Here is a 22,747-nt window from a genome sequence, read left to right as displayed (position 1 = left end):
TCAGGCCGCGCTGGTCACCCGGTAGACGTCGTAGACGCCCTCGATGTTGCGCACCGCATGGAGCAGGTGCCCGAGGTGCTTCGGGTCGCCCATCTCGAAGGAGAACCGGGAGATCGCGACGCGGTCGCGGGAGGTGGTCGTCGTCGCCGAGAGGATGTTGACCTTCTCGTCGGCCAGGACCTTCGTGACGTCGGACAGCAGCCGGTGCCGGTCGAGCGCCTCGACCTGGATGGCGACCAGGAACACCGACTCCGGCGACACCGACCAGGTCACGTCGACCAGGCGTTCCTCGCGCGCGGTGAGGTCCCCGGCGTTGGTGCAGTCGGTGCGGTGCACGCTGATCCCGCCGCCGCGGGTGACGAACCCGAGGATCTCGTCGCCCGGCACCGGGGTGCAGCAGCGGGCGAGCTTGATGTAGAGGTCGGCGAGGGCCTGCCCGTCCTCGCCGCTGACGACGACGCCGGCGTTGCCCGACGGACGCCGGTGGCGGACCGTCGACGGCGTCGCCCGCTCGGCGAGCTCCTCCTCGGCCTCCTCCTCGCCGCCGAACCACGCGACGAGACGCTGCACGACGTGCTGGGCGCTGGCCTGGTGCTCGCCGACGGCGGCGTAGAGCGCGGAGACGTCGGAGTAGTGCATCTCCCGGGCGAGCGCGGACATCGCGTCGCCGGAGATGAGCCGCTGCAGCGGCATCCCGGTGCGGCGGGCCTCCCGGGTGATGGCCTCCTTGCCCTCCTCGACGGCCTCCTCGCGGCGCTCCTTGGCGAACCACTGCTTGATCTTGGCCTTGGCCCGCGGGGACTTCGCGATCTGCAGCCAGTCCCGCGACGGCCCGGCGTCCTCGGCCTTGGAGGTGAAGATCTCCACGACGTCGCCGGAGGACAGCTGCCGCTCCAGGGCGACGAGCTTGCCGTTGACCCGCGAGCCGATGCAGCGGTGCCCGACCTCGGTGTGCACGGCGTAGGCCAGGTCGATCGGGGTGGAGCCGGTGGGCAGGGTGACGACGTCGCCCTTCGGGGTGAAGACGAAGATCTCCCGCGCGGCGAGGTCGAAGCGCAGCGAGTCGAGGAACTCGCCGGGGTCGGCGGCCTCGCGCTGCCAGTCGAGCAGCTGGCGCATCCACGCCATCTCCTCGACCTCGACCTCCTTGTTGCCGCCGCCCTTGACCTCCTTGTACCGCCAGTGCGCGGCGATGCCGTACTCGGCGGTGCGGTGCATGGCATGGGTGCGGATCTGCACCTCGAGGGGCTTGCCGTCCGGCCCGATCACCGTGGTGTGCAGCGACTGGTAGACGCCGAACCGGGGCTGGGCGATGTAGTCCTTGAACCGCCCGGGCATCGGCTGCCACAGCGCGTGCACCATGCCGATAGCGGCGTAGCAGTCGCGCACCTCGTCGACGAGCACCCGGACCCCGACGAGGTCGTGGATGTCGTCGAAGTCGCGGCCCTTGACGATCATCTTGCGGTAGATCGAGTAGTAGTGCTTCGGTCGGCCCTCGACCTTGGCCGGGATCCGCGCGGAGTCCAGCTGCGCGGACACCTCGTCGATGACCTGGCGCAGGTAGGTGTCGCGCGACGGCGCCCGGTCGGCGACCAGCCGGACGATCTCCTGGTACTTCTTGGGCTGCAGGATCGCGAAGGACAGGTCCTCCAGCTCCAGCTTCACCGTGGCCATGCCGAGGCGGTGCGCGAGCGGGGCGAACACCTCGAGGGTCTCGTTGGCCTTCTTGACCTGCTTCTCCGGGCGCAGGAAGCGCATCGTGCGCATGTTGTGCAGCCGGTCGGACAGCTTGATGACCAGCACCCGTGGGTCCCGGGCCATCGCGACGACCATCTTGCGGATCGTCTCGGCCTCTGCGGCGGAGCCGAACTCGACCTTGTCGAGCTTGGTGACGCCGTCGACGAGGTGCGCGACCTCGTCGCCGAAGTCGGCGCGCAGCCGCTCCAGTGAGTAGTCGGTGTCCTCGACGGTGTCGTGCAGCAGGGCCGCGACCAGCGTCGTGGTGTCCATGCCCAGCTCGGCCAGGATCGTGGAGACGGCGAGCGGGTGGGTGATGTAGGGGTCCCCGGACTTGCGGCTCTGCCCGTCGTGCTTGTCCTCGGCGACGTCGTAGGCGCGCTGGAGCAGCACCAGGTCGGCCTTGGGGTGCAGCGAGCGGTGGACCGCGGCGAGCGGCTCCAGCACCGGGGTCACGATGGCGACGCGCTGCGGCGTCATCCGCCGGGCGATGCGGGCACGGACCCGGCGGGTCGCGGACGGGCGCGGCGGCTCGTCGTCGGGCGTCAGCGGGCGCGTGGCCGGATGGGCGCCGGTCCGGTCGACCTCGGTCACCGCACCTCCTGCTCGTGCTCGGTGGCGGGAAGGGTCCCGGGTCCGAGGATAGTCCGCGAATCGGGGCCCGTCGTGGTCAGGCGTTCAGCAGGGCGTCGATCCGCAGGTCACCCAGCTTCGCCCGGCCGTTCAGCGCGGCCAGCTCCAGCAGCGTGCCGAACCCGACGACCTCGGCCCCGGCGTCGGCCAGCAGGGCGCAGGCGGCCGCGGCGGTGCCGCCGGTGGCGAGCACGTCGTCGACCACGTAGACCCGCGTGCCCGGCTCGACGACCCCGGCCGGCAGCTCCAGGGTGGCGCTGCCGTACTCCAGGTCGTAGCTGCGCGACGCGGCGACCGCGGGCAGCTTGCCCGCCTTGCGGACCGGCACGGTACCGACCCCGGCGACGAGCGCGACGGCGGCGCCGAGCAGGAACCCGCGCGCCTCCACCCCGACCACCAGGTCCGCCTCGCCCGCGTTGGCGGCCAGCTCGGTGGTGACGGTCGCGAAGGACTCCCCGTGCGCCAGCACCGGGGTGATGTCACGGAACAGCACGCCGGGCTGCGGGTAGTCGGGTACCGAGCGGACCAGCTCGGCGACCCGGAGCAGGTCGTCCGCGGAGTCCCCGGTGATCCCGGGCCCGACCCGGATGCCGTCGACCTGTGCCCCGCTCATCCGCGACGCCGTCCGGTCTTGCCGGTCGGGCGGGCGCCGGGCCGCGGGGCGGCGGGTGCGGAGGAGCTCACGGCGGCGAGGGTATCGGTGGCCGGATCGTCCTCGACGTCCGAGGCCGTCCCGCCCCGGCCTGCCGCGCGGGCACGACGCGCCTCGACCCGGGCGGCCTGGTCGCGGACCCGCTTGTCGCGCAGCTTGATGTCCACCAGGACCGGGGTGGCCAGCAGCAGCGAGGAGACGACACCGGTGATCATGCCGACCAGCTGCACCAGTGCCAGGTCGGCCAGCGTGCCGACACCGAGCAGACCGACACCGATCACGAGCAGGCCGAGCACCGGCAGGATCGCGATGAGCGAGGTGTTCATCGACCGCATCAGCGTCTGGTTCAGCGCGAGGTTCGCGGCCTCGGCGTAGGTGCGCCGGGTCAGCTTCAGCAGCCCGCGGGAGTTCTCCCGGACCTTGTCGAACACGACGACGGTGTCGTAGAGCGAGAACCCGAGGATGGTCAGCAGACCGATCACGGTGGCCGGGGTGACCTCCAGCCCGATGATCGAGTACACCCCGGCGGTCACGACGATGTCGTTGACGAGCGCGATCAGCGCCGCGGCGGCCATCGCCCGCTCGAAGTAGAACGCCAGGAACAGCGTGACCAGGACGATGAACACCGCCAGCGCGATCAGCGCCTGCGTGGTGACCTCACCGCCCCAGGTGCCCGAGACCTGCGAGTCGCTGATCGAGGCGGCGCTCGGGGTGCCGTCCGCGCCGAGCGGCTGCAGCTGGGTGAACAGCGCCTCGCGCAGCGGCACGAGCTGCTCGGGGGTCAGCGGCTCGGACTGCAGCACGATCGACGCGGCGTCGCCGGACCCGACGGACTGGGTGACCTCGGGCGCGAAGCCGATCACGCCTTCGTAGACCCGGTCGACCTGCTGGGTGCTGATCGTGCCGTTCGCCCCGGTGGCGGGCAGCTGGATCTGGGATCCGCCGGTGAAGTCGATGCCGAGGTTGAAGCCCCGGAACACCAGCGAGAGCAGGCACACGGCGATGAGCACGCCGAAGCCGATGTACCAGGTCCTGCGGCGGCCGATGATGTCGACGCTCGCGGTGCCGGTGGTGAGCCGGGTCCAGCCCGACAGCGACTCGGGGTTCGTCATGCGCCCGTTCCCTTCCCGGTGGTGGCCGCGCGCCTGCCGACGGCCGGCTTCTCGCGGCGGTGCCGCGACCCGATCCGGTCGACCGCACCGAGCCCGGAGAGCCCGGGCCTGCCCAGCGACCTGGACCGGGAGATGAGCACGACCAGCGGGAACGTCACGAGGAACACGACGACGAGGTCGAGGACCGTGGACATGCCCAGGGTGAACGCGAAGCCGCGGACCTCGCCGACGGCCAGGATGTAGAGCACCGCGGCGGCCAGGAAGCTGACCGCGTCGGCGGTGAGGATCGTGCGCCGCGCCCGCTCCCAGGACCGCGGGACGGCCGAGCGGAAGGTGCGGCCGTCGCGCATCTCGTCCTTGAGCCGTTCGAAGAAGATGACGAACGAGTCGGCCGTGATGCCGATGGCGATGATGAACCCGGCGACGCCCGCCAGGTCGAGGGTGAACCCGATCCAGCGCCCGAGCAGGATCAGCACCGCGTAGACGACGAGGCCGGACAGGGCCAGCGACAGGATCGTCAGGATGCCGAGCAGGCGGTAGTAGAACAGGCAGTAGGCGAACACCAGCACCAGACCGACGGCGCCGGCGATGAGCCCGGCCTCCAGCGAGGCCAGCCCGAGGCTGGCGGAGACGGTCTGGGCGTTGCCGGAGTCGAACGACAGCGGCAGCGAGCCGTAGCGCAGCACCTGGGCGAGCTGCTGGGCCCGGTCCTGGTTGAACTGCCCCGAGATCTGGGTCTGCCCGAAGATCGGCTGGTTGATCGTGGGGGCCGAGACGACGTCGCCGTCGAGGACGAACGCGACGTTCTTGCCGACGTTCTCGGTCGTGTACCGGCCCCAGGTGTCGGCGCCCTGCGGCTTGAAGGTCAGCCCGACCACCCAGCCGACGCCCTGCTGGTTCTGCTGGGCCTGGGCGGAGGCGATCTCGGTGCCCTCGAGGAACGACGGGCCGAGCAGGTACTTGGACTGCCCGTCCTCGCTGCAGGCGACCAGCGGCCTGGTCGGGTCGTCGTAGCCCTGCAGGGGGTCCGGTGCGCCGCAGTTCAGCGCCAGCAGCGCCTGCAGCTGGGTGGCCTGGTCGGTGCTCTGCCGGGTCTCGCGGAGCTTCGTGACCTCGGCGGCGACGCGCGGGTCGTCCGGCGCGAGCCCGCTCGGGCTCGGCGTCGGGGACGGCGCGGGTGTCGGCGGCGGGTCCTGCAGCGGCGAGACCTGCGCGACCGGCGCGACGGGACGGCTCTGCTCGCCCATGCCCTGCGGCTGCGCCGGGGCGGGGCTCGCAGGGGCCTGGCTCGCGGGGGCCTGGCTCGCGGGGGCCTGGCCGGACTGCGCGTCCTGGCCCGGCGCGGGCTGCTGCCCGGCGGCCTGGTTCGCGGGGACGGGGCCCTGCAGCACCTCGCGGAAGCGCAGCTGCGCGGTCTGGCCCAGGGAGCGGGCCTGCTCGCCGGCGTCGCCGGGGACGGTGATGACGATGTTGCTGCCGTCCAGCTGGACCTCGGCGCCGCTGACACCGAGCCCGTTGACGCGCTGCTCGATGATGTCCTGCGCCTGGATCAGCTGGTCACGCGGCGGTGGCTGCCCGTCGGTGGTGCGGGCGGTGAGCGTGACGCGGGTGCCACCCTGCAGGTCGATGCCCAGCTTCGGCGTGAGGTTGCCGCCCCCGGTGAGGAACACCAGTGCGTACAGCACCACGACGATGCCTGCGAAGGCCGTCAGGTAGCGCCAGGGGCGCACGTGCTGCTGCCCCGACGACGTTGCCACGTGATCGTTCTCCTGATCCGACTCGTGCGGCGGCCGCGGCCGGCCTCACGGTCGGTCGCCGTCCCACCGGGCCGGTGCGGCAGAGCCGCGGCCGGGCCCGGTACGGACGCCGAGGCCGCCGGAACGGGCCGCCCGGCCCGTTCCCGACGTGCTCAGTGGATCGTCGGCTTGTTCTCCGACGCGTCCTTGTCGGCCGGCTCGGCGACGGTCTCCTCCGTCGCCTCGTCGGTCGCGACCTTCTCCCGGATCGCCGCACGCAGCCAGGTGGTGACCACGCCGTCGGCGATCTCGAGGTCGATCGTGTCCTCGTACGAGGCGTCGACGATGGTGCCCCGCAGCCCGGACGTGGTGACGACGACGTCGCCGTCCTCCAGCGCCTGCTGCATCGCCTGCGTCTCCGCCATCTGCCTGCGCTGCTTGCGGCCGTTCAGGAACAACGGCACGAACAGCAGCAGGATGATGAGGAACGGCAGCAGGGAGAAGATGCTCGAGCCGCCACCGGCCTGCTGGGCGAGGATTGAAGTCATCGTGCGGGGTCTCCGTCTCGTCTCGTAATCGTGAGTGTGCCAGCCGGGACCGACACCGACGGCCGGCCCCCTCCCGGAGGCGGACCGCTCGTCGCAGTGCGACGGGCCGAACGGCGTCACCCGGGGCCCGCCGGCTGCCCGACACGCCCCGGAACGAGCCGGACGCCCGGATCGTTCCGGTACGCCCGCATCAGGACGCCCGCCGGGCACGCGGTGTCCGGAGGACTCCGCGCGGTGTGCGGACACCAGGGTGCCCGTGGTCCCGGCCGGGCGGTGCCCGATCCGTTCGGTCCGTCCGGATCCTCCCATGTGTGACGGCCCGCGCACCCCGGTGCCCCGGCGGCACGCCGGGTCAGAACAGCGGGTCGACCCGGTGCCCGGCCGGTGCGTCCGCGGGTGGGGTCAGCCCGAGGTGGGTCCAGGCCAGCGGGGTCGCGACCCGCCCGCGCGGGGTGCGGGCGATCATCCCGGCCCGCACCAGGTAGGGCTCGCAGACCTCCTCGACGGTCCCCGGCTCCTCCCCCACGGCGACGGCGAGGGTCGAGACGCCGACCGGGCCGCCGTGGAAGGAGCGGACCAGCGCGCCGAGCACGGCGCGGTCGAGCCGGTCGAGGCCGAGCTCGTCGACGTCGTAGACGGCCAGCGCGTCGCGGGCGACCTCCCGGGTGACCACGCCGTCCGCGCGGACCTCGGCGTAGTCGCGGACCCGGCGCAGCAGCCGGTTCGCCACCCGCGGGGTGCCGCGGCAGCGCCCGGCGATCTCGGCCGCGCCGTCCGCGCGCAGGTCGATGCCGAGGATCCCGGCGGCCCGGCGGAGCACGCGCTCCAGCTCGGGGACGTCGTAGAACTCCATCTGCCCGGTGAACCCGAACCGGTCACGCAGCGGACCGGTCAGCGAGCCGGCCCGCGTCGTGGCCCCGACCAGGGTGAACGGTGCGACGTCGAGCGGGATCGAGGTGGCGCCCGGACCCTTGCCGACCACCACGTCGACCCGGAAGTCCTCCATCGCGAGATAGAGCATCTCCTCGGCGGGGCGGGCGGTGCGGTGGATCTCGTCGATGAACAGCACGTCGCCGGGCACGAGGTTGGACAGCATCGCGGCGAGGTCCCCCGCCCGCTCCAGCGCGGGGCCCGACGTCAGCCGGATCGCGGCGCCCATCTCCTGGGCGATGATCATGGCGAGGCTGGTCTTGCCGAGTCCGGGCGGGCCGGACAACAGGATGTGGTCCGGCGGGTCGCCGCGGCGCCGCGCGCCCTCCAGCACCAGCTGCAGCTGCTCGCGGACCCGTGGCTGCCCCACGAACTCCTCCAGCGACCGGGGCCGCAGCGACGCCTCGACGTCGGTGTCCCCGGGCTGGACCCCGGCATCGACGGCGCGCTCGTCGAGATGCCCGTCGACCCCGGCGTAGGGGTCGGGGTCGGTCACCGCGACCTGCCGAGGCTCGACAGCGCGGTCCGCAGCAGGTCCCGGGCGTCGGTGTCGGGGGCGTGGGCCAGCACCGCGTCCACGGCCTGCTCGGCCGGGCGCTGGGTGAAGCCGAGCCCGAGCAGCGCCTCGACGACCTGCTCGCGCACCCCGAGCACCGGGGCCGGCGCGGCCGCGACCGCACCCGCGGGCACCGCGACGGGCGCGGTCACCTTGTCGCGCAGTTCCACGACCAGGCGCTCGGCGCTCTTGCGCCCGACGCCGGGGATGCGGGTGAGGACGGCGAGGTCGCCGTCGGCGAGTGCGCGGCGCAGCGTGTCCGGCTCCAGCACCGCGATCGTGGCGAGCGCGAGCCGCGTCCCGATCCCGGACACCGTCTGCAGCAGCAGGAACAGCTCGCGTTCCTCGGCGTCGGCGAACCCGTAGAGGGTCAGGGAGTCCTCGCGCACCACCAGCGTGGTCGGCAGCCGGGCCTCCTCGCCGCGACGCAGCCCGCCCAGCGTGGCGGGCGTGGCGTACACCGCGAGCCCGACCCCGCCGACCTCGACGACGGCGTGGTCCAGCCCGATCTCCAGCACCGGACCGCGCACCGAGTGGATCACTGACAGGTCCCCCTCCCACGAACGACCGTTCGAGGCACCGACGCTACCGGGCCGCACCGACGGAACCGCACGCGACACCACGCCACCACCGGGCGAGACGGGTCAGCGTGCGCCCCAGCCGCCGGCGGACCGGGCGTCGGCGGCCGCGCGGGCCGCGGCCCACTGCTGGGCGGCGCTGGGCCGGGCGCCGCCCTGCTCCCGCTGCGCCTCGGCGAGCCGGGCCCGGTGCACCGCGGCCAGCTCCTCGGCGCGGGCCTGCGCCTGCGCCATCCGGTCGATCATCGGGGAGCGCCAGCAGTGGCAGATGGCCAGTGCGAGCGCGTCGGCGGCGTCGGCGGGCTTCGGGGGTGCGTCGAGGCCGAGCAGCCGGGTGACCATCGCGGTGACCTGCGCCTTGCCCGCGCGGCCCTCCCCGGTGACGGCGGCCTTGACCTCGCTGGGGGTGTGGAAGGCGACCGGCAGCCCGGCCCGTGCGGCGACGAGCGCGACGACCCCGCTGACCTGCGCGGTGCCCATCACGGTGCGGACGTTGTTCTGGCTGAACACCCGCTCGACGGCGATCACGTCGGGGCGGTACCGGGCCACCCAGCGCTCCACCTCGTCGGCGACGGTGAGCAGCCGCCGTTCCAGCGGCAGGTCCGGCCGGCTGCGGGCGACACCGACGTCGACGAACCCGACGGTCCGGCCCGCACCGGCCTCGACGACGCCGATCCCGCACCGCGTCAGTCCGGGGTCGACCCCGAGCACCCGCACCGCGTCCCCCTCGCCTCGGATCCGCACGGCCGTTCGAGAACCGTACCGGTGGAGGCGGTCCCATCCGGTGCGGGCACGCCGGACCGGCGGGTCCGGGCCGGGCCGGGCGGACCGGGATGACAGGGTGCGCGGGTGACGTCGTTCCTCCGGATCCTCGCGTGGGTGTGGGCCGCGCTGCTGCTGGTCGTGCTGGTGGGGACCTTCCGCCCCGAGACCCCGGGGATCGGGCTCGCGGGGTCGTTCCTGTCGGGCGCGTACCCGCTGCACGTGGCCCTGGCTGCGGTGCTGGGGATCCTGTTCGGGCTGGCGGCGCGGGCCGCGGGCGCGCGGTTCACCGGAGTCGCGACGGCGGTGCTCGCACTGGCCGCGGTCGTCGGGTCGGTCACGGTGCTGGCCGCGCAGGGCCGGGCCGCGTCCGAGCAGGGCGTCCGACTGGACTGGACGGCGACGCTGACCGAGCTGGGCCAGCCCGACGGGCGGCCGGACCGGTCGGTGGAGTTCGCCCCCGGCCGCACGCTGGACCTCTACCTGCCGACCGGCGCGGGTCCGCACCCGACGATGGTGTGGGTGCACGGCGGGTCGTGGACGAGCGGGGACCGCGGCGACCGCACCGCGCTGAACCGGTGGCTCGCCGAGCGCGGCTGGGCGGTCGCGGCGGTGGACTACCGGCTGCCGCCGCCCGAGCCCGTCGGCCGCGACCAGCAGCGCGACGTCGCGTGCGCCGTCGACTGGGTCCGCGCGCACGCGGGCGAGGCGGGTCTGGATCCCGCGCGGCTGGTGCTGGCCGGGCAGTCCGCCGGCGCGACGCTGGCGCTGTCGACCACGTCCGGGCTGCTCGACGGGACGCTGGCGTGCTCCGAGGCACCGGCCGCGTACGGCGGCACCGGCCCGGCCGACGCCCCGCCGCCGACGCCCGGCCCGCCGCCGGTCGGCGTGGTCGCCTACTACCCGCCCGTCGACCTGACGCTGGTCGACCCGGACCTGGCGCGCACCCTGTTCGGCGGGACCGCCGAGCAGGCTCCGGGCCTGCTGCGGCTGCTCTCCCCCGCCGAGCAGGTCCGCCCGGGGCTCCCGCCGACCCTGCTGCTGCTCGGCTCCGCGGACCACTACGTCCTGCCCGACCGGGTCGCCGCCTACGACCGGGAGCTCCGCTCCGCGGGGGTCGACGGCAGGCTGGTCACCGTCCCCTACGCCGACCACGTCTTCGACCGGCCCTTCGGCAGCCCGGGCGCGCAGCTGACCCGGGAAGCCGTGATCCGGTTCCTGACCGGGCTGAACTGATGCGGGTCGAGGTCACCGCCCTGCTGGCCGCGTCCCGGCACACCTACGAGGGCAGGCCCGCGGACGGGCCCCGGCCCGACCCGGAGCCGCCGCTGCGCCGCGAGGTCCGGGTCCGTGCCGGCCACGGGATCGTCGGCGACCGCTACGCCGGCCACCCGGCCCACGCCCGCGCCGCGGTGACCCTGCTGGCCGCGGAGTCGCTGGACCACCTGCGCGCGGTGCTCGGCGACGCCGTCGACGCGACCCCGCCGGCGATGCGGCGCAACGTCGTCCTGCGCGGCGCCCCGGTGGACGCGCTCGCCGCACCGGGCCGCGGCGGCACCGGCGCGCTGTTCGCCCTGGACTCCGGCGACGGGCCGGTCCGCTTCCGCGCGCACCGCGCCGCCGCACCGTGCCGCTGGATGGACACCGAGATCGGCGACGGCGCGTGGGCGGCGCTGCGCGGCCGGGGCGGTGTCCGCTGCGAGCCCCTCGACGACGGCGTGCTCCGCCTCGGCTCGGCCGAGCTGACGATCCTGGAACCGGCGACGGCCGTACCGCCGGACGCCGGGCACGAACCGTCCGGCGGGATGTCCCCACCGTCCGCCGCGACGACGTAACAGCAGGTGGGAGGTCTGCGACGCTACCGGCGTCGGCCCCGGAGGAGGTGACGCCGATGCCCCTGGTCCCGCACCCCCGCCGCCCCGACGAGCCACCGGCCGCGCCGGCGCAGGCGGGCGTCGTCGTCCACCGGGGTCTGCCCGGGGACCGGGCGACCTGGGCGCGCCGGGCCGGCCGGATCGGCGGGCTCCTGGTCGCCCTGGCCGACGCCGAGTCCGGCGGGCTGGAGCTGCCGGCGTCGCTGGCCGGGCGCCGTGCGCTGTGGGCGTGGTCGCGTTCCGCGGAACGCGCGGTCGCCGCGGCGGGCGACGCCGACGCGGTCGTCGTGATCCACACCGACGACGCCGACGTCCTCGCCGCCGCCGGACGCGACCTGGCCGCGGTGCTGCGCCACGAGCGCGACACCCTCCGCACCGCCGCCCCCGGCGACGCCCCGACCGGCGCCACGGCCCGGACGGACCCGGCCGGACGGCTCTGCGCGATCCTGCACGCCGCGGCCCGCCGGCAGGACGTCGCGGTGGAGCAGCTCGTCGCCGAGCTGGGCCGCGCCGCCCGGGTCCTCGCGCCCGGACACCTGCGCCACCACTCCGGAGCCGGGTACGGCGCCGCCCCCGCACCGGGAACGGTCGCCGGCTGACCCCGCCCCCTGGGGGCCGGGGCCCGGATCAGTGCGCCGCGGCGTCCCAGCTGCGGCCGGACCCGACCGACACCTCCAGCGGCACCGACAGGTCGGCCGCGGCCGCCATCTCACGGCGCACGAGCGCCTCCAGGGTCTCGCGCTCGCCGTCGGCGACCTCGAGGACGAGCTCGTCGTGCACCTGCAGCAGCATCCGGCTGCGCAACCCCTCGGCCTGCAGCGCCCGGTAGACCCCGAGCATCGCGACCTTGATGATGTCCGCCGCGCTGCCCTGGATCGGGGCGTTGAGCGCCATCCGCTCGGCCATCTCCCGACGCTGACGGTTGTCGCTGGTCAGGTCGGGCAGGTAGCGCCGCCGCCCCAGGATGGTGGCGGTGTAGCCGTCCTTGCGTGCCTGGTCGACGACTCCCGCGAGGTAGTCGCGCACCCCGCCGAACCCGGCGAAGTAGTCGTCCATCAGCCCCTTCGCCTCCTCGGTGGAGATCCGCAGCTGCCCGGACAGACCGTAGGCCGACAGCCCGTAGGCGAGGCCGTAGTTCATCGCCTTGATCTTGGCGCGCTGCTCGGGCGACACCTCGGTCGCCGCGACGCCGAAGACCCGGGCGGCGGTCTCGGCGTGGAAGTCGTGCTGTGAGCGGAAGGCCTCGATCAGCGCGGCGTCCTCGGACAGGTGGGCCATGATCCGCATCTCGATCTGGCTGTAGTCCGCGGTGAGCAGCTCCGCGTACGGCGCGCCGTCGGGGCCGGACCCGACGACGAACGCGTCCCGGATCCGGCGCCCGGCGGCGGTGCGGATCGGCACGTTCTGCAGGTTCGGGTCGGTCGAGGACAGCCGGCCGGTCGCGGCGATCGTCTGCGAGTAGGTGGTGTGGATCCGGCCGTCCTCGGCGACGGACTTCATGAGCCCGTCGACGGTCACCTTGAGCCGGGTCGCGTCGCGGTGCTGCAGCAGGAACTGCAGGAACGGGTGCTCGGTCTGCTCGTAAAGGCTCGCCAGCGCGTCCGCGTCGGTGGTGTATCCGGTCTTGGTGCGCTTGGTCTTGGGCATCTCCAGCTCGTCGAACAGCACGACCTGCAGCTGCTTGGGCGAGCCGAGGTTGATCTCCTTGCCGATCACCTCGTAGGCCTGCCGCGCTGCCTCGCGGACCTGGGCGCCGAAGTCCGACTCCAGGTCGGACAGGGTCTCGCCGTCGACGGCGATCCCGGCCGCCTCGCAGTCGGCCAGCACGAACGCCAGCGGCAGCTCCAGGTCGGCCAGCAGCTCGCTGCCGCCCCGCTCGGCGAGATCGGCGTCCAGGGCGTCGGCGAGCTCGGCGATCGCCGAGGCCGCGAGCATCTCCTGCTCCGCGGCCCGGGTGTCGGCCTCCTCCTCACCGCCGAGCAGCGACAGCTGACCGTCGGCGGGCTCCTCGGTGCGCAGCTCGCGGCGCAGGTAGCGCAGCGCGAGATCGGCCAGGTCGAACGTCCGCTGCCCGGGCTTGGCGAGGTACGCGGCGAGCGCGGTGTCGCTGGTCAGCCCGCCCAGGGTCCAGCCCCGCGCCCGCAGCGCGTGCAGCACCGCCTTCACGTCGTGCGCGGCCTTCGGCACGGACGCGTCGGCGAGCCAGTCGCCCAGGGCCGCCTCGTCGTCCGGGGTGAGGCCGGTCAGCGCGAGGTAGCCGGCGGCCGGGACACCGGCGGTGGCGCCGGCGGCCCGCTGCTCGACGGTCGGCTCCCCCGTGGCGAGCGCGATCCCGTCGAGGTCGCGCCCGGCGATCGGGCCGGTGACCCCGGCGAAGCTCACCGCGACCCGACGCCCGTCGCGGGCGTGGGCGTCGAGCCAGGCCCGCACCGCGCCGGGTGCGACGACCTCGCCGGAGACCTCGAAGCCGGACTCGGCCTCGGGCTCGGCGGAGGACAGGGTGGAGAACAGGCGCTCGCGCAGCACCCGGAACTCCAGCTCGTCGAACAGGCGGTGCACCGCGTCGCGGTCCCACGGGCGCAGCTCGAGCTCCTCGGGGGCGGCGCCGAGGTCGACGTCGCGCACCAGCTCGGTGAGCTGGCGGTTGAGCAGCACGTTCGCCAGGTTGGCCCGCAGGTTGTCCCCGGCCTTGCCCTTGACCTCGTCGACCCGGTCGGTGAGCTCGGCGAGCGAGCCGAACTCCCGGACCCACTTCGCCGCGGTCTTCTCCCCCACCCCGGGGATGGAGGGCAGGTTGTCCGAGGGGTCGCCGCGCAGCGCCGCGAAGTCCGGGTACTGGGCCGGGGTGAGCCCGTAGCGCTTGTCGACCTCGGCCGGGTCGATCCGGCCGAGGTCGGACACGCCGCGCTTGGGGTACAGGACGGTGACGTCGTCGGTGACCAGCTGGAACGCGTCACGGTCGCCGGTGGTGATGAGCACCTGGTAGCCGCGCCCCTCGGCCTGGGTGGCGAGGGTGGCGATGAGGTCGTCGGCCTCGAACCCGTCGACGGCGAACACCGGGATGTTCAGCGCGGCCAGGACCTCCTTGATGAGGTCGATCTGGCCGCGGAAGTCGTCCGGCGTCGACGAGCGGTTCGCCTTGTACTCGGCGTAGCGCTCGGAGCGGAACGTCCTGCGCGACACGTCGAAGGCGACCGCGAGGTGGGTCGGCTCCTCGTCGCGCAGCAGGTTGATCAGCATCGAGGTGAAGCCGTAGACCGCGTTCGTGGTCTGCCCGGTACCGGTGCGGAAGTTCTCCGCGGGCAGCGCGAAGAACGCCCGGTAGGCCAGGGAGTGGCCGTCGAGCAGCAACAGGCGCGGCTTCGCCGGTGCCTTCTTCTTCGCCGAGGCCGACTTCTGGGTGCCCTGCGTCGCTGTGCTCATCGGCGGCGAGTCTAGAACCGACCCCCGACAGTGAACGCGGCCGCGCCCCGGGTGGGGACGCGGCCGCGTGCGGACCTGCCGGGGCGACCTCAGCCGACCTCGGCCATGACCTCGTCGGAGACGTCGAAGTTGGCGTAGACGTTCTGGACCTCGTCGGAGTCCTCGAGCGCCTCGATCAGCTTGAAGACCTTCTTCGCTCCGTCGGCGTCCAGCTCGACCTGCATCGACGGCACGAAGACCGCCTCCGCGGAGTCGTAGTCGATGTCGTTCTGCTGGAGCGCGGTCCGCACCGCGACGACGTCGGTCGGCTCGGAGACGACCTCCCAGCTCTCGCCGAGGTCGTTCACCTCCTCGGCACCGGCGTCGAGGACGGCCATCAGCACGTCGTCCTCGGACAGCTCGGCCTTCGGCAGCACCACGACGCCCTTGCGCTGGAACAGGTACGCCACCGACCCCGGGTCGGCCATGGTGCCGCCGTTGCGGGTCATCGCCGTCCGGACCTCGGTCGCCGCCCGGTTCCGGTTGTCGGACAGGCACTCGACCAGCACCGCGACCCCGTTCGGGCCGTAACCCTCATAGGTGATCGTCTGGTAGTCGGCGCCGCCGGCGTCGGCACCCGAACCACGCTTGACCGCACGGTCGATGTTGTCGTTCGGGACCGAGCTCTTCTTCGCCTTCTGGATGGCGTCGTAGAGCGTCGGGTTGCCGTCGGGGTCACCGCCGCCGGTCCGGGCCGCGACCTCGATGTTCTTGATCAGCTTGGCGAACATCTTGCCGCGGCGGGCGTCGATCACGGCCTTCTTGTGCTTGGTCGTCGCCCACTTGGAGTGACCGCTCATCGGCTCGTCTGCCCACCTCTCGTGCTCGCACCGCGCACGCGACGCGCGGTGAGGGGCAGGTCCGACGCCCCGCAGCGCTAGCTGCGGTCGGGCCGACCTGCGGGAACCCGTCAATGTTACCGACGACGCGGCTCCGCGCCGGGCCGGGCCCGCGCGCACCCCCCATGTCACCGACACATGCATGATCGACTATGCTTCGCCACCACGTCCCGCCGGGAACCCGGCGCGGACTACTCTGACAACCGTTATCGGCACCTGCACCGGGCGCCGGTCGCGAGAGGAGCGCACGTGTTCGGAGCAGTGGCAGGCAAGGCCGTCGGGCTCGTCGTGAGCGGGCTGGCCGGCGCGGTCGCCTACGACGGCGTCAAGAAGGTCGCGCGCTCCGGCGCCGTCCGCGAGGCCGCCGTCTCGATGACCACCTGGGGCCTCAAGGGTGCACGAGCCGCCGAGACCGGCGCCGAGAAGGCCCGGCTGGCGACCGCCGACATCGTCGCCGAGGCCCGCGGCCGCATCGGTGAGGAGGCCCCCGCCCCGGGCAACGGCCACGGGCACGGCCACGAGCACTGATCCCGGTCCTCCGGGCACGACGAGCGAGACGAGCGAGACCGTGAGCACCGACACCGCCGGCCCGGACGCCACCGTCCTCAGCGACGCCGCGGGCCGCATCCGCTTCGCCGTCCCGGCCCTGCGCGGGCGGACCGCGCTGGCCGTGGCCGTCGAGGACGAGCTGGACCACGTCGGCGGGGTGCGGCAGGTGCACGCCTACCCGCGCACCGGCAACGTCGTCGTCTGGTACCGCCCGGGCTGCGACCGGGTCGAACTCGTCGAGGCCATCGGCAAGGGCCTCGGCGCCGAGCCGGAGGCCACCGCGGCCCGCACCCCTCGCTCGGCCGACCAGCACAACGGGGAGCTGGCCCGGCTGGTCGTCGGCGGGGTCGCGCTCGCCGCGCTCGGCTTCCGCCGCTACGCGCTGCGCCGCCCGCCGCTGCTCGGACCGGCCAGCCGCACCGTCGCCACCGGCGTCACGATCTTCACCGGCTACCCGTTCCTGCGCGGCGCGCTCCGCTCGCTCGCCGGCGGGAAGGGCGCGGGTACCGACGCGCTGGTGTCCGCGGCGACCGTCGCCAGTCTCGTGCTGCGCGAGAACGTCGTCGCGCTGACCGTGCTGTGGCTGCTCAACATCGGCGAGTACCTGCAGGACCTGACGCTGCGCCGCTCCCGGCGCGCGATCTCCGAGCTCCTGACCGGCGCCACCACCCGTACCTGGACCCGGCTGGCCGACGGCACCGAGATCGAGATCGACATCGCCGACCTGTCGGTCGGCGACGAGGTCGTGGTGCACGAGCGGATCGTGCTCCCGGTCGACGGCGAGGTCGTCGCCGGCGAGGGCGTGGTCGACCAGGCCGCGATCACCGGCGAGCAGCTGCCCGTCTCGGTCGCCCCCGGGGCCGTCCTGCACGCCGGGTCGGTGCTGCTGCGCGGCCGGATCGTCGTGCGCGCCACCGCCGTCGGACAGGACACCGCGATCGGGCGGATCATCGACCGGGTCGAGCAGGCCCAGGGCGACCGGGCCCCGATCCAGACCGTCGGCGAGAACTTCTCCCGCCGGTTCGTGCCGGCCTCGTTCCTGCTCTCGGCGCTGACCCTGGTCGTCACCCGCGACGTGCGGCGCGCGATGACGATGCTGCTCATCGCCTGCCCGTGCGCGGTCGGCCTGTCCACCCCGACGGCGATTTCCGCGGCGATCGGCAACGGCGCGCGGCGCGGCATCCTCATCAAGGGCGGCGCGCACCTCGAGGCGGCCGGCCGGGTCGACGCGGTGGTGTTCGACAAGACCGGCACGCTCACCCAGGGCCGCCCGGTCGTCACCAACGTCATCTCCTTCCACGACGACTGGGCGCCCGAGCAGGTCCTGGCCTACGCCGCGTCGTCGGAGATCCACTCCCGGCACCCGCTGGCACAGGCGGTCATCCGCTCCACCGAGGAGCGGCGGATCGAGATCCCGCCGCACGAGGAGTGCGAGGTCCTGCTCGGCCAGGGCATGCGGGTCCAGGCCGACGGCCGGGTACTGCTCATCGGCTCACGCGACCTGCTCCGCGCCCAGGGCGTCACGGTCCCGCGCAAGGCGGCGGACTGGGTGCGGCGACTGCAGAAGGCATCGGAGACCCCCCTGCTGCTCGCCGTCGACGGCGCGCTGGTCGGCCTGGTCTCGCTGCGCGACACCGTGCGGACCGAGGCCCGCGACGTGCTGGAACGGCTGCGCGCCGACGGCGTCACCCGGATCGTCATGCTCACCGGCGACCACCCGCAGACCGCGAAGGCCGTCGCCGAGGAGCTCGGCATCACCGAGTACCGCGCCGAGGTCATGCCCGAGCAGAAGCAGGACGTGGTCCGGGCGCTGCAGGCCGAGGGCCACACCGTCGCGATGATCGGCGACGGCACGAACGACGCCCCCGCGCTGGCGCTGGCCGACATCGGGATCGCGATGGGCGTGGCCGGGACCGACGTGGCGGTCGAGACCGCGGACGTCGCCCTCGCCGCCGACGACCTCAACGCGCTGCTCGACCTGCGCGACCTGGGGCGGCGCTCGATCACCCTGATCCGGCAGAACTACGGCATGTCGATCGCGGTGAACGCGGCCGGGCTGCTGGTCTCCGCCGGCGGGGCGATGTCACCGGTGGTCGCGGCGATCCTGCACAACGCCTCCAGCGTCGCGGTCGTCGCGAACAGCTCCCGGCTGATCCGCTACCGGATCCCCGCCGGCGCGGCGACGACCGTCGTCGAGGGTGAGGTCGTCCGGTAGAAGGCCCGGGCGGCGGGGTGGAAGAGCAGCACGACGGCGGCGATCACCTCGGCCACGTGCAGCCCGCGCAGCGCCGCCGCGACGAGCTCGGGCGCGGTCGCGGAGACCAGGAACAGCCCGACCGAGCCCCCGTCGGCGAGGGCACGCACCGGTTCGACGACCAGTGAGGCCGTCCCGAGCACACCGAGCACGCCGAGCACGGTCCACCGGTACACGCCGTGCCCGGAGCGCAGCTGCAGCACGAGCACGCCCAGGACCAGGTAGATCCCGGCGCGGACGGCCAGCTCCCCGGTCGCGGGCGGCACCGGTGCGGCCAGCCGGACCAGGGACTCGGCGAGCCCGGCCAGGATGGCGCCGAGCCACAGCGCGACGCTGAGGCCCACCGCGGAGGGCAGGGCGGGGCGCGACCCGCTGGGCACGACGGTGGTGGTCATGCTTGCCAGGGTCCCCGCGCCGGGCCGGCCGGCCCACACGGCGCTCCCCCGCGTGGACCTGGGGTAAACCCCACCCCCGCACCCGACCGGACGAACCGGGTGTCCCGTACCCGACAATCTGTACTAGCGTACGAATTGTGGACGGCCGACACACCCGCAGCGCACGGACCCGGGCGGCCCTGCTCGACGCCGCCATCGAGATCATCTGCACCCGGGGTGTCACGGCGGTGACCCAGCGCGCCGTCGCCGCCCGGGCGGGGACCTCGCTCGCCTCGACGACGTACCACTTCCGCACCGCGGACGACCTGCTCGTCGCCGCGTTCGAGGCGACGAGCAGCCGGACCATCGCCGACATGCGGCGGACCGCGCGCGAGGCGGCCGAGCGGGGGGCGGGGATCGTCGACGCGGCCATGGCCGTCGTGGCGCGCGCCCCCTACGGCGACCGCCTGCCACCGGACGGGGTGGTCCAGCTGACCCTCAGCGCGATCCACAACCCGCGGCTGCGCCCGATCGCCGAGGCGTTCGTCGAGGAGCTGGCCGCCCTGTTCGTCCCGCTGACCACCACTCCGGACACCGCGCGCACCCTCGCGCGCTCGCTGTCCGGGCTGATCCTGCACGAGATGGCGCGCGGCGCCGACGCCCCCACTCCGACCATGCGCGCCGACGTCACCCGTCTGTTCGCCGCGTTCGGCGTCCCCGACCACCCGACGACCGGCCGGCCGCAGGCCGACCCGGCACACCACCACGAGGATCTGGAGCCAGGATGACCGTCACCGCCGCATGGCCGACCGGCCGGTCGAGCCGGTCCGCCGTGCTCGCCCAGTTCGGCGAGACCCGCGCCGACCTGATGCAGTGGGCCCTGACCACCGGCGACCCCCTCGCCGACGCCGTCGTCGACGAGATGCACGAGCTCGGGATGTCCACGGCGCGGCCGCTGCTCGTGCGCGGGATCCGGGACGGCCTCGACGCCCTCGACGACCCGCCGCCCGCACTCGCGGCACTTCTGCGGCAGACCGAGGCGCCGCCCGCCTACGTCGACGACGAGCTGCTCGACGACCTCCCCCTGCCCTGGTTCAGCTCCCCCACCCCGGTGCACATCCTGTCCCTCAGCGCGGGAGCCCTCGTCCGGGTCTACGAGTCGCCGTCGATCGCGAAGGTGCTGTCCACCACCGGCCGCCTCGTCGACCGCGCCGACAAACGGCTCACCGAGACCGGGACCTGGCTCACCCAGGCGATGCTGCCGGGGAACCTGCGCCGCGGGCGGCCCGGATACGTCGCGACCCTCGACGTCCGCATGCTGCACGCCCACATGCGCAGGCTCGCCCTCGACCGCGGGTACGACAGCACCGCCGACGGTGTCCCGATCAACCAGGTCGACCTCGGGCGGACGTGGATGGACTTCACCCTGACCTCGTTCGTCGCGGAGGAACAGTTCGGGTTCGACCTCACCGGACGCGAGCTCGCCGGCCTCTACCGCTACTGGTGGTACGTCGGGCACCTGCTCGGCATCGACGCCCGGCTCGTCGAGGGGATCACCGGTCACGACGCGGCCCGCCGGATCGACGACGTGCTGCAGACCGTGACCGGACCCGTCTCGGACGACTCCGCGCTCCTGGCCGCCGCGACCCTCGACTCGATCTCGGTCCTGCTCCGGGACCTGTTCGGTGTCCCGCCGCGGCTGTCCCGCCCCGCCCTCGACGCGATCACCCGCCGCATCCACGGCCCGGGAATGAGCCAGGACCTGCGGATCCGCCCCGCCCCGGTCGCCGACGCCCTGCTCACCCCGGCCGTCACCGGGTTCCGGCAGGCCCGCGCGTGGCGCCGGCGCTCGCCCGGGCGGTGGCGGTCGGCCATCGACTCGACCGTGGCCGCCGAACGCGAGCGGACGACCGCCCCCGCCGCACCCACCGCCTATCAGCGCGGCGCCACCGGCTCGACCGACTGACCAGTGCGGGGGCTGCCGCCCGTCCTCGGGCGGCAGCCCGGCGCCGTGTCGTCCGGTGGCGGCCCGGCACCGCGTCATCCGATGGCGGCCCGCACCATGTCGACGAACAGCCCGTGCACCCGCCGGTCCCCGGTCAGCTCGGGGTGGAACGACGTGGCGAGCACCGGGCCCTGCCGGACCGCGACCGCCCGCCCGGCCGCCTCGCCCGCGTCGACACCGTTGCTGGTGACGTCCGGGACCGAGGCGAGCACCTCGACGTCGCCGCCGGTCTTCTCGACCCACGGCGCCCGGATGAACACCGCGTGCACCGGGTCGCCGGTGAGACCGGTGAACTCCAGGTCGGCCTCGAAGGAGTCGACCTGCCTGCCGAAGGCGTTGCGCCGCACGACGACGTCGAGCCCGCCGAGCTGGTGCTGGTCGGGTCGTCCGTCCAGGATCTCCTCGGCCAGCAGGATCATGCCGGCGCACGAGCCGTAGGCGGGCAGGCCGTCGCGCAGCCGGGCACGGAGCGGCTCCAGCAGCTCGAAGGTGTCGAGCAGCTTCGACACCGTGGTGGACTCCCCGCCCGGCAGGACGATGCCGTCCACGGCGGCCAGCTCGGCGGGCCGGCGCACCGGGACCGCCGTGGCGCCGACCGCCGTCAGCGCGGCGACGTGTTCACGGACGTTGCCCTGCAGGGCGAGCACACCGACGGTCGGGGAGGACATGGGATCGAGGGTAACCCCGCTCCACCTGCGCCGACCCGGACCGTCGGCGTGATTCAGCCCGCCTCGACCTCGCCACGCCTGGCCTGCTTGGACGCCGCGGTGCGGAGCGCCTCCGCGACGGCCGGGGCCACGCTCTGGTCGAACACGCTCGGCACGATGAACGACGGGTTCGGCTCGGCGACGACGTCGGCGATCGCCTCGGCCGCGGCGAGCATCATCTCGTCGGTGATGTCGTGCGCCTGGGCGTCGAGCAGCCCGCGGAACACACCGGGGAACGCGAGCACGTTGTTGATCTGGTTCGGGTAGTCCGACCGGCCGGTCGCGACGACGGCGGCGTGCTTCATCGCCAGCGTCGGGTCGACCTCGGGGTCCGGGTTGGCCAGTGCGAACACGATCGAGTCGTCGTTCATGGTCCGCAGCTCGTCCTCGCCGAACAGGTTCGGCGCGCTGACCCCGATGAAGACGTCGGCCCCGACGAGCGCATCGGCCAGGGTGCCCTGCTTGCCGTCCTTGTTGGTCTGCGCGGCGATCGAGACGAGGTTGTCGTCCATCCCCTCGCGTCCGGTGTGGACGATGCCGTCCACGTCGACCGCGACCACGTCGGCGGTCTGCTCCGAGCCGAGCAGCCGGATGATCGCCGAGCCGGCCGCGCCGACCCCGCAGACGACGACGCGGATGTCGGAGAACTTCTTGCCGACCACGCGCAGCGCGTTGCGCAGGGCGCCGAGGACGACGACGGCGGTGCCGTGCTGGTCGTCGTGGAAGACCGGGATGTCGAGCAGCTCGCGCAGCCGGCGCTCGATCTCGAAGCAGCGCGGCGCGGCGATGTCCTCCAGGTTGATGCCGCCGTAGCCGGGGGCGATCAGCTGGACGGTGCGGATGATCTCCTCGGTGTCCTGGGTGTCGAGGCAGACCGGCCAGGCGTCGACTCCTGCGAACTGCTTGAACAGCGCCGCCTTGCCCTCCATCACCGGCATCGCCGCGGCGGCGCCGATGTTGCCCAGGCCGAGCACCGCGGACCCGTCGGTGACGACGGCGACGGTGTTGCGCTTGATCGTCAGGCGCCGGGCGTCGGACGGGTTCTCCGCGATCGCCATCGACACCCGCGCGACACCCGGGGTGTAGGCGCGCGACAGGTCGTCACGGGTGCGGAGGTTCACCTTGGACCGCACCTCGATCTTGCCGCCGAGGTGGAGCAGGAAGGTCCGGTCCGAGACCTTGCGGACCGAGAAGCCCTCGAGCTGCTCGATGGCGGCCTTGATCTCCTCGACGTGCTCGGTGTTGCGGGCGTTGACCGAGATGTCGACGACGAGACTCTCGGTGCGCGCCTCGACGACGTCGAAGGCGGTGACGACGCCACCGACCTGGCCGACGGCGGCGGTGAGGTCACCGGCCGAGGTGGGGTGGGCGGGGGCGTCGACGCGTGCGGTGATGGCGTAACCGGGACCGGGAATGGACACGGCCCGGAACAGTACCGC

20 protein-coding genes are annotated in these 22,747 nt (G+C 73.8%); 7 read left to right on the top strand and 13 right to left on the bottom strand.

Features of this window, described 5'->3' with window-relative positions; all coding sequences use genetic code 11:
- The 8 genes from KPF22_RS14050 to ruvC all read right to left on the bottom strand — a co-directional run bounded on the left by KPF22_RS14050 (position 1) and on the right by ruvC (position 9,199).
- Entirely contained in the window at positions 1-2,286 is a 2,286-nt protein-coding gene (locus KPF22_RS14050; RefSeq protein ID WP_208823712.1) for a bifunctional (p)ppGpp synthetase/guanosine-3',5'-bis(diphosphate) 3'-pyrophosphohydrolase, read from the bottom strand.
- A gap of 121 nt (positions 2,287-2,407) precedes the next feature.
- Complete coding sequence (locus tag KPF22_RS14045; RefSeq protein WP_208823688.1) at positions 2,408-2,983, bottom strand: adenine phosphoribosyltransferase; 576 nt, start codon at positions 2,981-2,983, stop codon at positions 2,408-2,410.
- Positions 2,980-4,134 (bottom strand): protein translocase subunit SecF, encoded by a 1,155-nt coding sequence (secF, locus tag KPF22_RS14040; RefSeq protein ID WP_224402301.1) that lies wholly within the window; start codon positions 4,132-4,134, stop codon positions 2,980-2,982. Before secF ends, KPF22_RS14045 begins: the two co-directional genes overlap by 4 nt.
- The gene (gene secD / locus KPF22_RS14035) at positions 4,131-5,891 is read right to left on the bottom strand and encodes a protein translocase subunit SecD (RefSeq protein ID WP_224402300.1); all 1,761 of its coding nucleotides are present in this window, start codon (positions 5,889-5,891) and stop codon (positions 4,131-4,133) included. Before secD ends, secF begins: the two co-directional genes overlap by 4 nt.
- 152 nt (positions 5,892-6,043) lie before the next feature.
- Complete coding sequence (yajC, locus tag KPF22_RS14030) at positions 6,044-6,418, bottom strand: preprotein translocase subunit YajC (protein WP_062395704.1); 375 nt, start codon at positions 6,416-6,418, stop codon at positions 6,044-6,046.
- Positions 6,419-6,770: 352 nt separating this feature from the next.
- Positions 6,771-7,844, bottom strand: coding sequence for a Holliday junction branch migration DNA helicase RuvB (gene ruvB, locus KPF22_RS14025; RefSeq protein WP_208823682.1), 1,074 nt, complete (start codon positions 7,842-7,844; stop codon positions 6,771-6,773).
- Positions 7,841-8,446, bottom strand: coding sequence for a Holliday junction branch migration protein RuvA (gene ruvA / locus KPF22_RS14020; RefSeq protein WP_062395706.1), 606 nt, complete (start codon positions 8,444-8,446; stop codon positions 7,841-7,843). The genes ruvB and ruvA overlap by 4 nt, the downstream gene beginning before the upstream one ends.
- A gap of 102 nt (positions 8,447-8,548) precedes the next feature.
- Positions 8,549-9,199 (bottom strand): crossover junction endodeoxyribonuclease RuvC, encoded by a 651-nt coding sequence (gene ruvC / locus KPF22_RS14015; RefSeq protein ID WP_224402430.1) that lies wholly within the window; start codon positions 9,197-9,199, stop codon positions 8,549-8,551.
- A 132-nt stretch (positions 9,200-9,331) separates the two neighbouring features.
- Here ruvC and KPF22_RS14010 point away from each other — a divergent pair, with 132 nt between their 5' ends.
- The 3 genes from KPF22_RS14010 to KPF22_RS14000 are packed head-to-tail and all read left to right on the top strand — an operon-like array spanning position 9,332 to position 11,717.
- Positions 9,332-10,480 (top strand): alpha/beta hydrolase, encoded by a 1,149-nt coding sequence (locus KPF22_RS14010; protein WP_224402299.1) that lies wholly within the window; start codon positions 9,332-9,334, stop codon positions 10,478-10,480.
- The gene (locus tag KPF22_RS14005; RefSeq protein ID WP_224402298.1) at positions 10,480-11,079 is read left to right on the top strand and encodes an MOSC domain-containing protein; all 600 of its coding nucleotides are present in this window, start codon (positions 10,480-10,482) and stop codon (positions 11,077-11,079) included. The genes KPF22_RS14010 and KPF22_RS14005 overlap by 1 nt, the downstream gene beginning before the upstream one ends.
- Positions 11,080-11,135: 56 nt before the next feature.
- The gene (locus KPF22_RS14000; RefSeq protein ID WP_224402297.1) at positions 11,136-11,717 is read left to right on the top strand and encodes a hypothetical protein; all 582 of its coding nucleotides are present in this window, start codon (positions 11,136-11,138) and stop codon (positions 11,715-11,717) included.
- A gap of 28 nt (positions 11,718-11,745) precedes the next feature.
- Here KPF22_RS14000 and polA read toward each other — a convergent pair whose 3' ends face one another.
- Positions 11,746-14,541, bottom strand: coding sequence for a DNA polymerase I (polA, locus tag KPF22_RS13995; RefSeq protein WP_224402296.1), 2,796 nt, complete (start codon positions 14,539-14,541; stop codon positions 11,746-11,748).
- An 89-nt stretch (positions 14,542-14,630) separates the two neighbouring features.
- Positions 14,631-15,380, bottom strand: coding sequence for a YebC/PmpR family DNA-binding transcriptional regulator (locus KPF22_RS13990; protein WP_208823674.1), 750 nt, complete (start codon positions 15,378-15,380; stop codon positions 14,631-14,633).
- Positions 15,381-15,668: 288 nt separating this feature from the next.
- Between KPF22_RS13990 and KPF22_RS13985 the strand changes: the two genes are divergently transcribed.
- Positions 15,669-15,947 (top strand): DUF1490 family protein, encoded by a 279-nt coding sequence (locus tag KPF22_RS13985; protein WP_224402295.1) that lies wholly within the window; start codon positions 15,669-15,671, stop codon positions 15,945-15,947.
- 40 nt (positions 15,948-15,987) lie between these two features.
- Positions 15,988-18,183 (top strand): cation-translocating P-type ATPase, encoded by a 2,196-nt coding sequence (locus KPF22_RS13980; RefSeq protein WP_208823672.1) that lies wholly within the window; start codon positions 15,988-15,990, stop codon positions 18,181-18,183.
- On the opposite strand, the gene KPF22_RS13975 is transcribed toward KPF22_RS13980, so the two are convergent.
- The gene (locus tag KPF22_RS13975) at positions 18,126-18,617 is read right to left on the bottom strand and encodes a hypothetical protein (protein WP_208823670.1); all 492 of its coding nucleotides are present in this window, start codon (positions 18,615-18,617) and stop codon (positions 18,126-18,128) included. The two genes, KPF22_RS13980 and KPF22_RS13975, sit on opposite strands and share 58 nt — an antisense overlap.
- Before the next feature lie 137 nt (positions 18,618-18,754).
- On the opposite strand from KPF22_RS13975, the gene KPF22_RS13970 reads away from it, so the two are divergent.
- Both KPF22_RS13970 and KPF22_RS13965 read left to right on the top strand, forming a co-directional pair.
- Positions 18,755-19,384 (top strand): TetR/AcrR family transcriptional regulator, encoded by a 630-nt coding sequence (locus tag KPF22_RS13970; RefSeq protein WP_224402294.1) that lies wholly within the window; start codon positions 18,755-18,757, stop codon positions 19,382-19,384.
- Positions 19,381-20,562 (top strand): oxygenase MpaB family protein, encoded by a 1,182-nt coding sequence (locus tag KPF22_RS13965; protein WP_224402293.1) that lies wholly within the window; start codon positions 19,381-19,383, stop codon positions 20,560-20,562. The genes KPF22_RS13970 and KPF22_RS13965 overlap by 4 nt, the downstream gene beginning before the upstream one ends.
- 74 nt (positions 20,563-20,636) lie before the next feature.
- Here the strand turns inward: KPF22_RS13965 and pdxT are convergent, their stop codons facing one another.
- Positions 20,637-21,269 carry a pyridoxal 5'-phosphate synthase glutaminase subunit PdxT gene (gene pdxT, locus KPF22_RS13960; RefSeq protein ID WP_224402292.1) on the bottom strand — a complete coding sequence of 211 codons (633 nt, stop codon included), beginning with the start codon at positions 21,267-21,269 and terminating at the stop codon, positions 20,637-20,639.
- A gap of 53 nt (positions 21,270-21,322) precedes the next feature.
- Positions 21,323-22,729, bottom strand: coding sequence for an NAD-dependent malic enzyme (locus tag KPF22_RS13955; RefSeq protein WP_208823662.1), 1,407 nt, complete (start codon positions 22,727-22,729; stop codon positions 21,323-21,325).
- Positions 22,730-22,747: the final 18 nt, after the last annotated feature.

Source organism: Pseudonocardia sp. ICBG1034 (assembly GCF_020131375.1).
Lineage (GTDB): Bacteria > Actinomycetota > Actinomycetes > Mycobacteriales > Pseudonocardiaceae > Pseudonocardia > Pseudonocardia alni.
The sequence above is the reverse complement of the archived record's forward strand: the minus strand, read 5'-3'. Positions and strand labels throughout refer to the sequence as shown.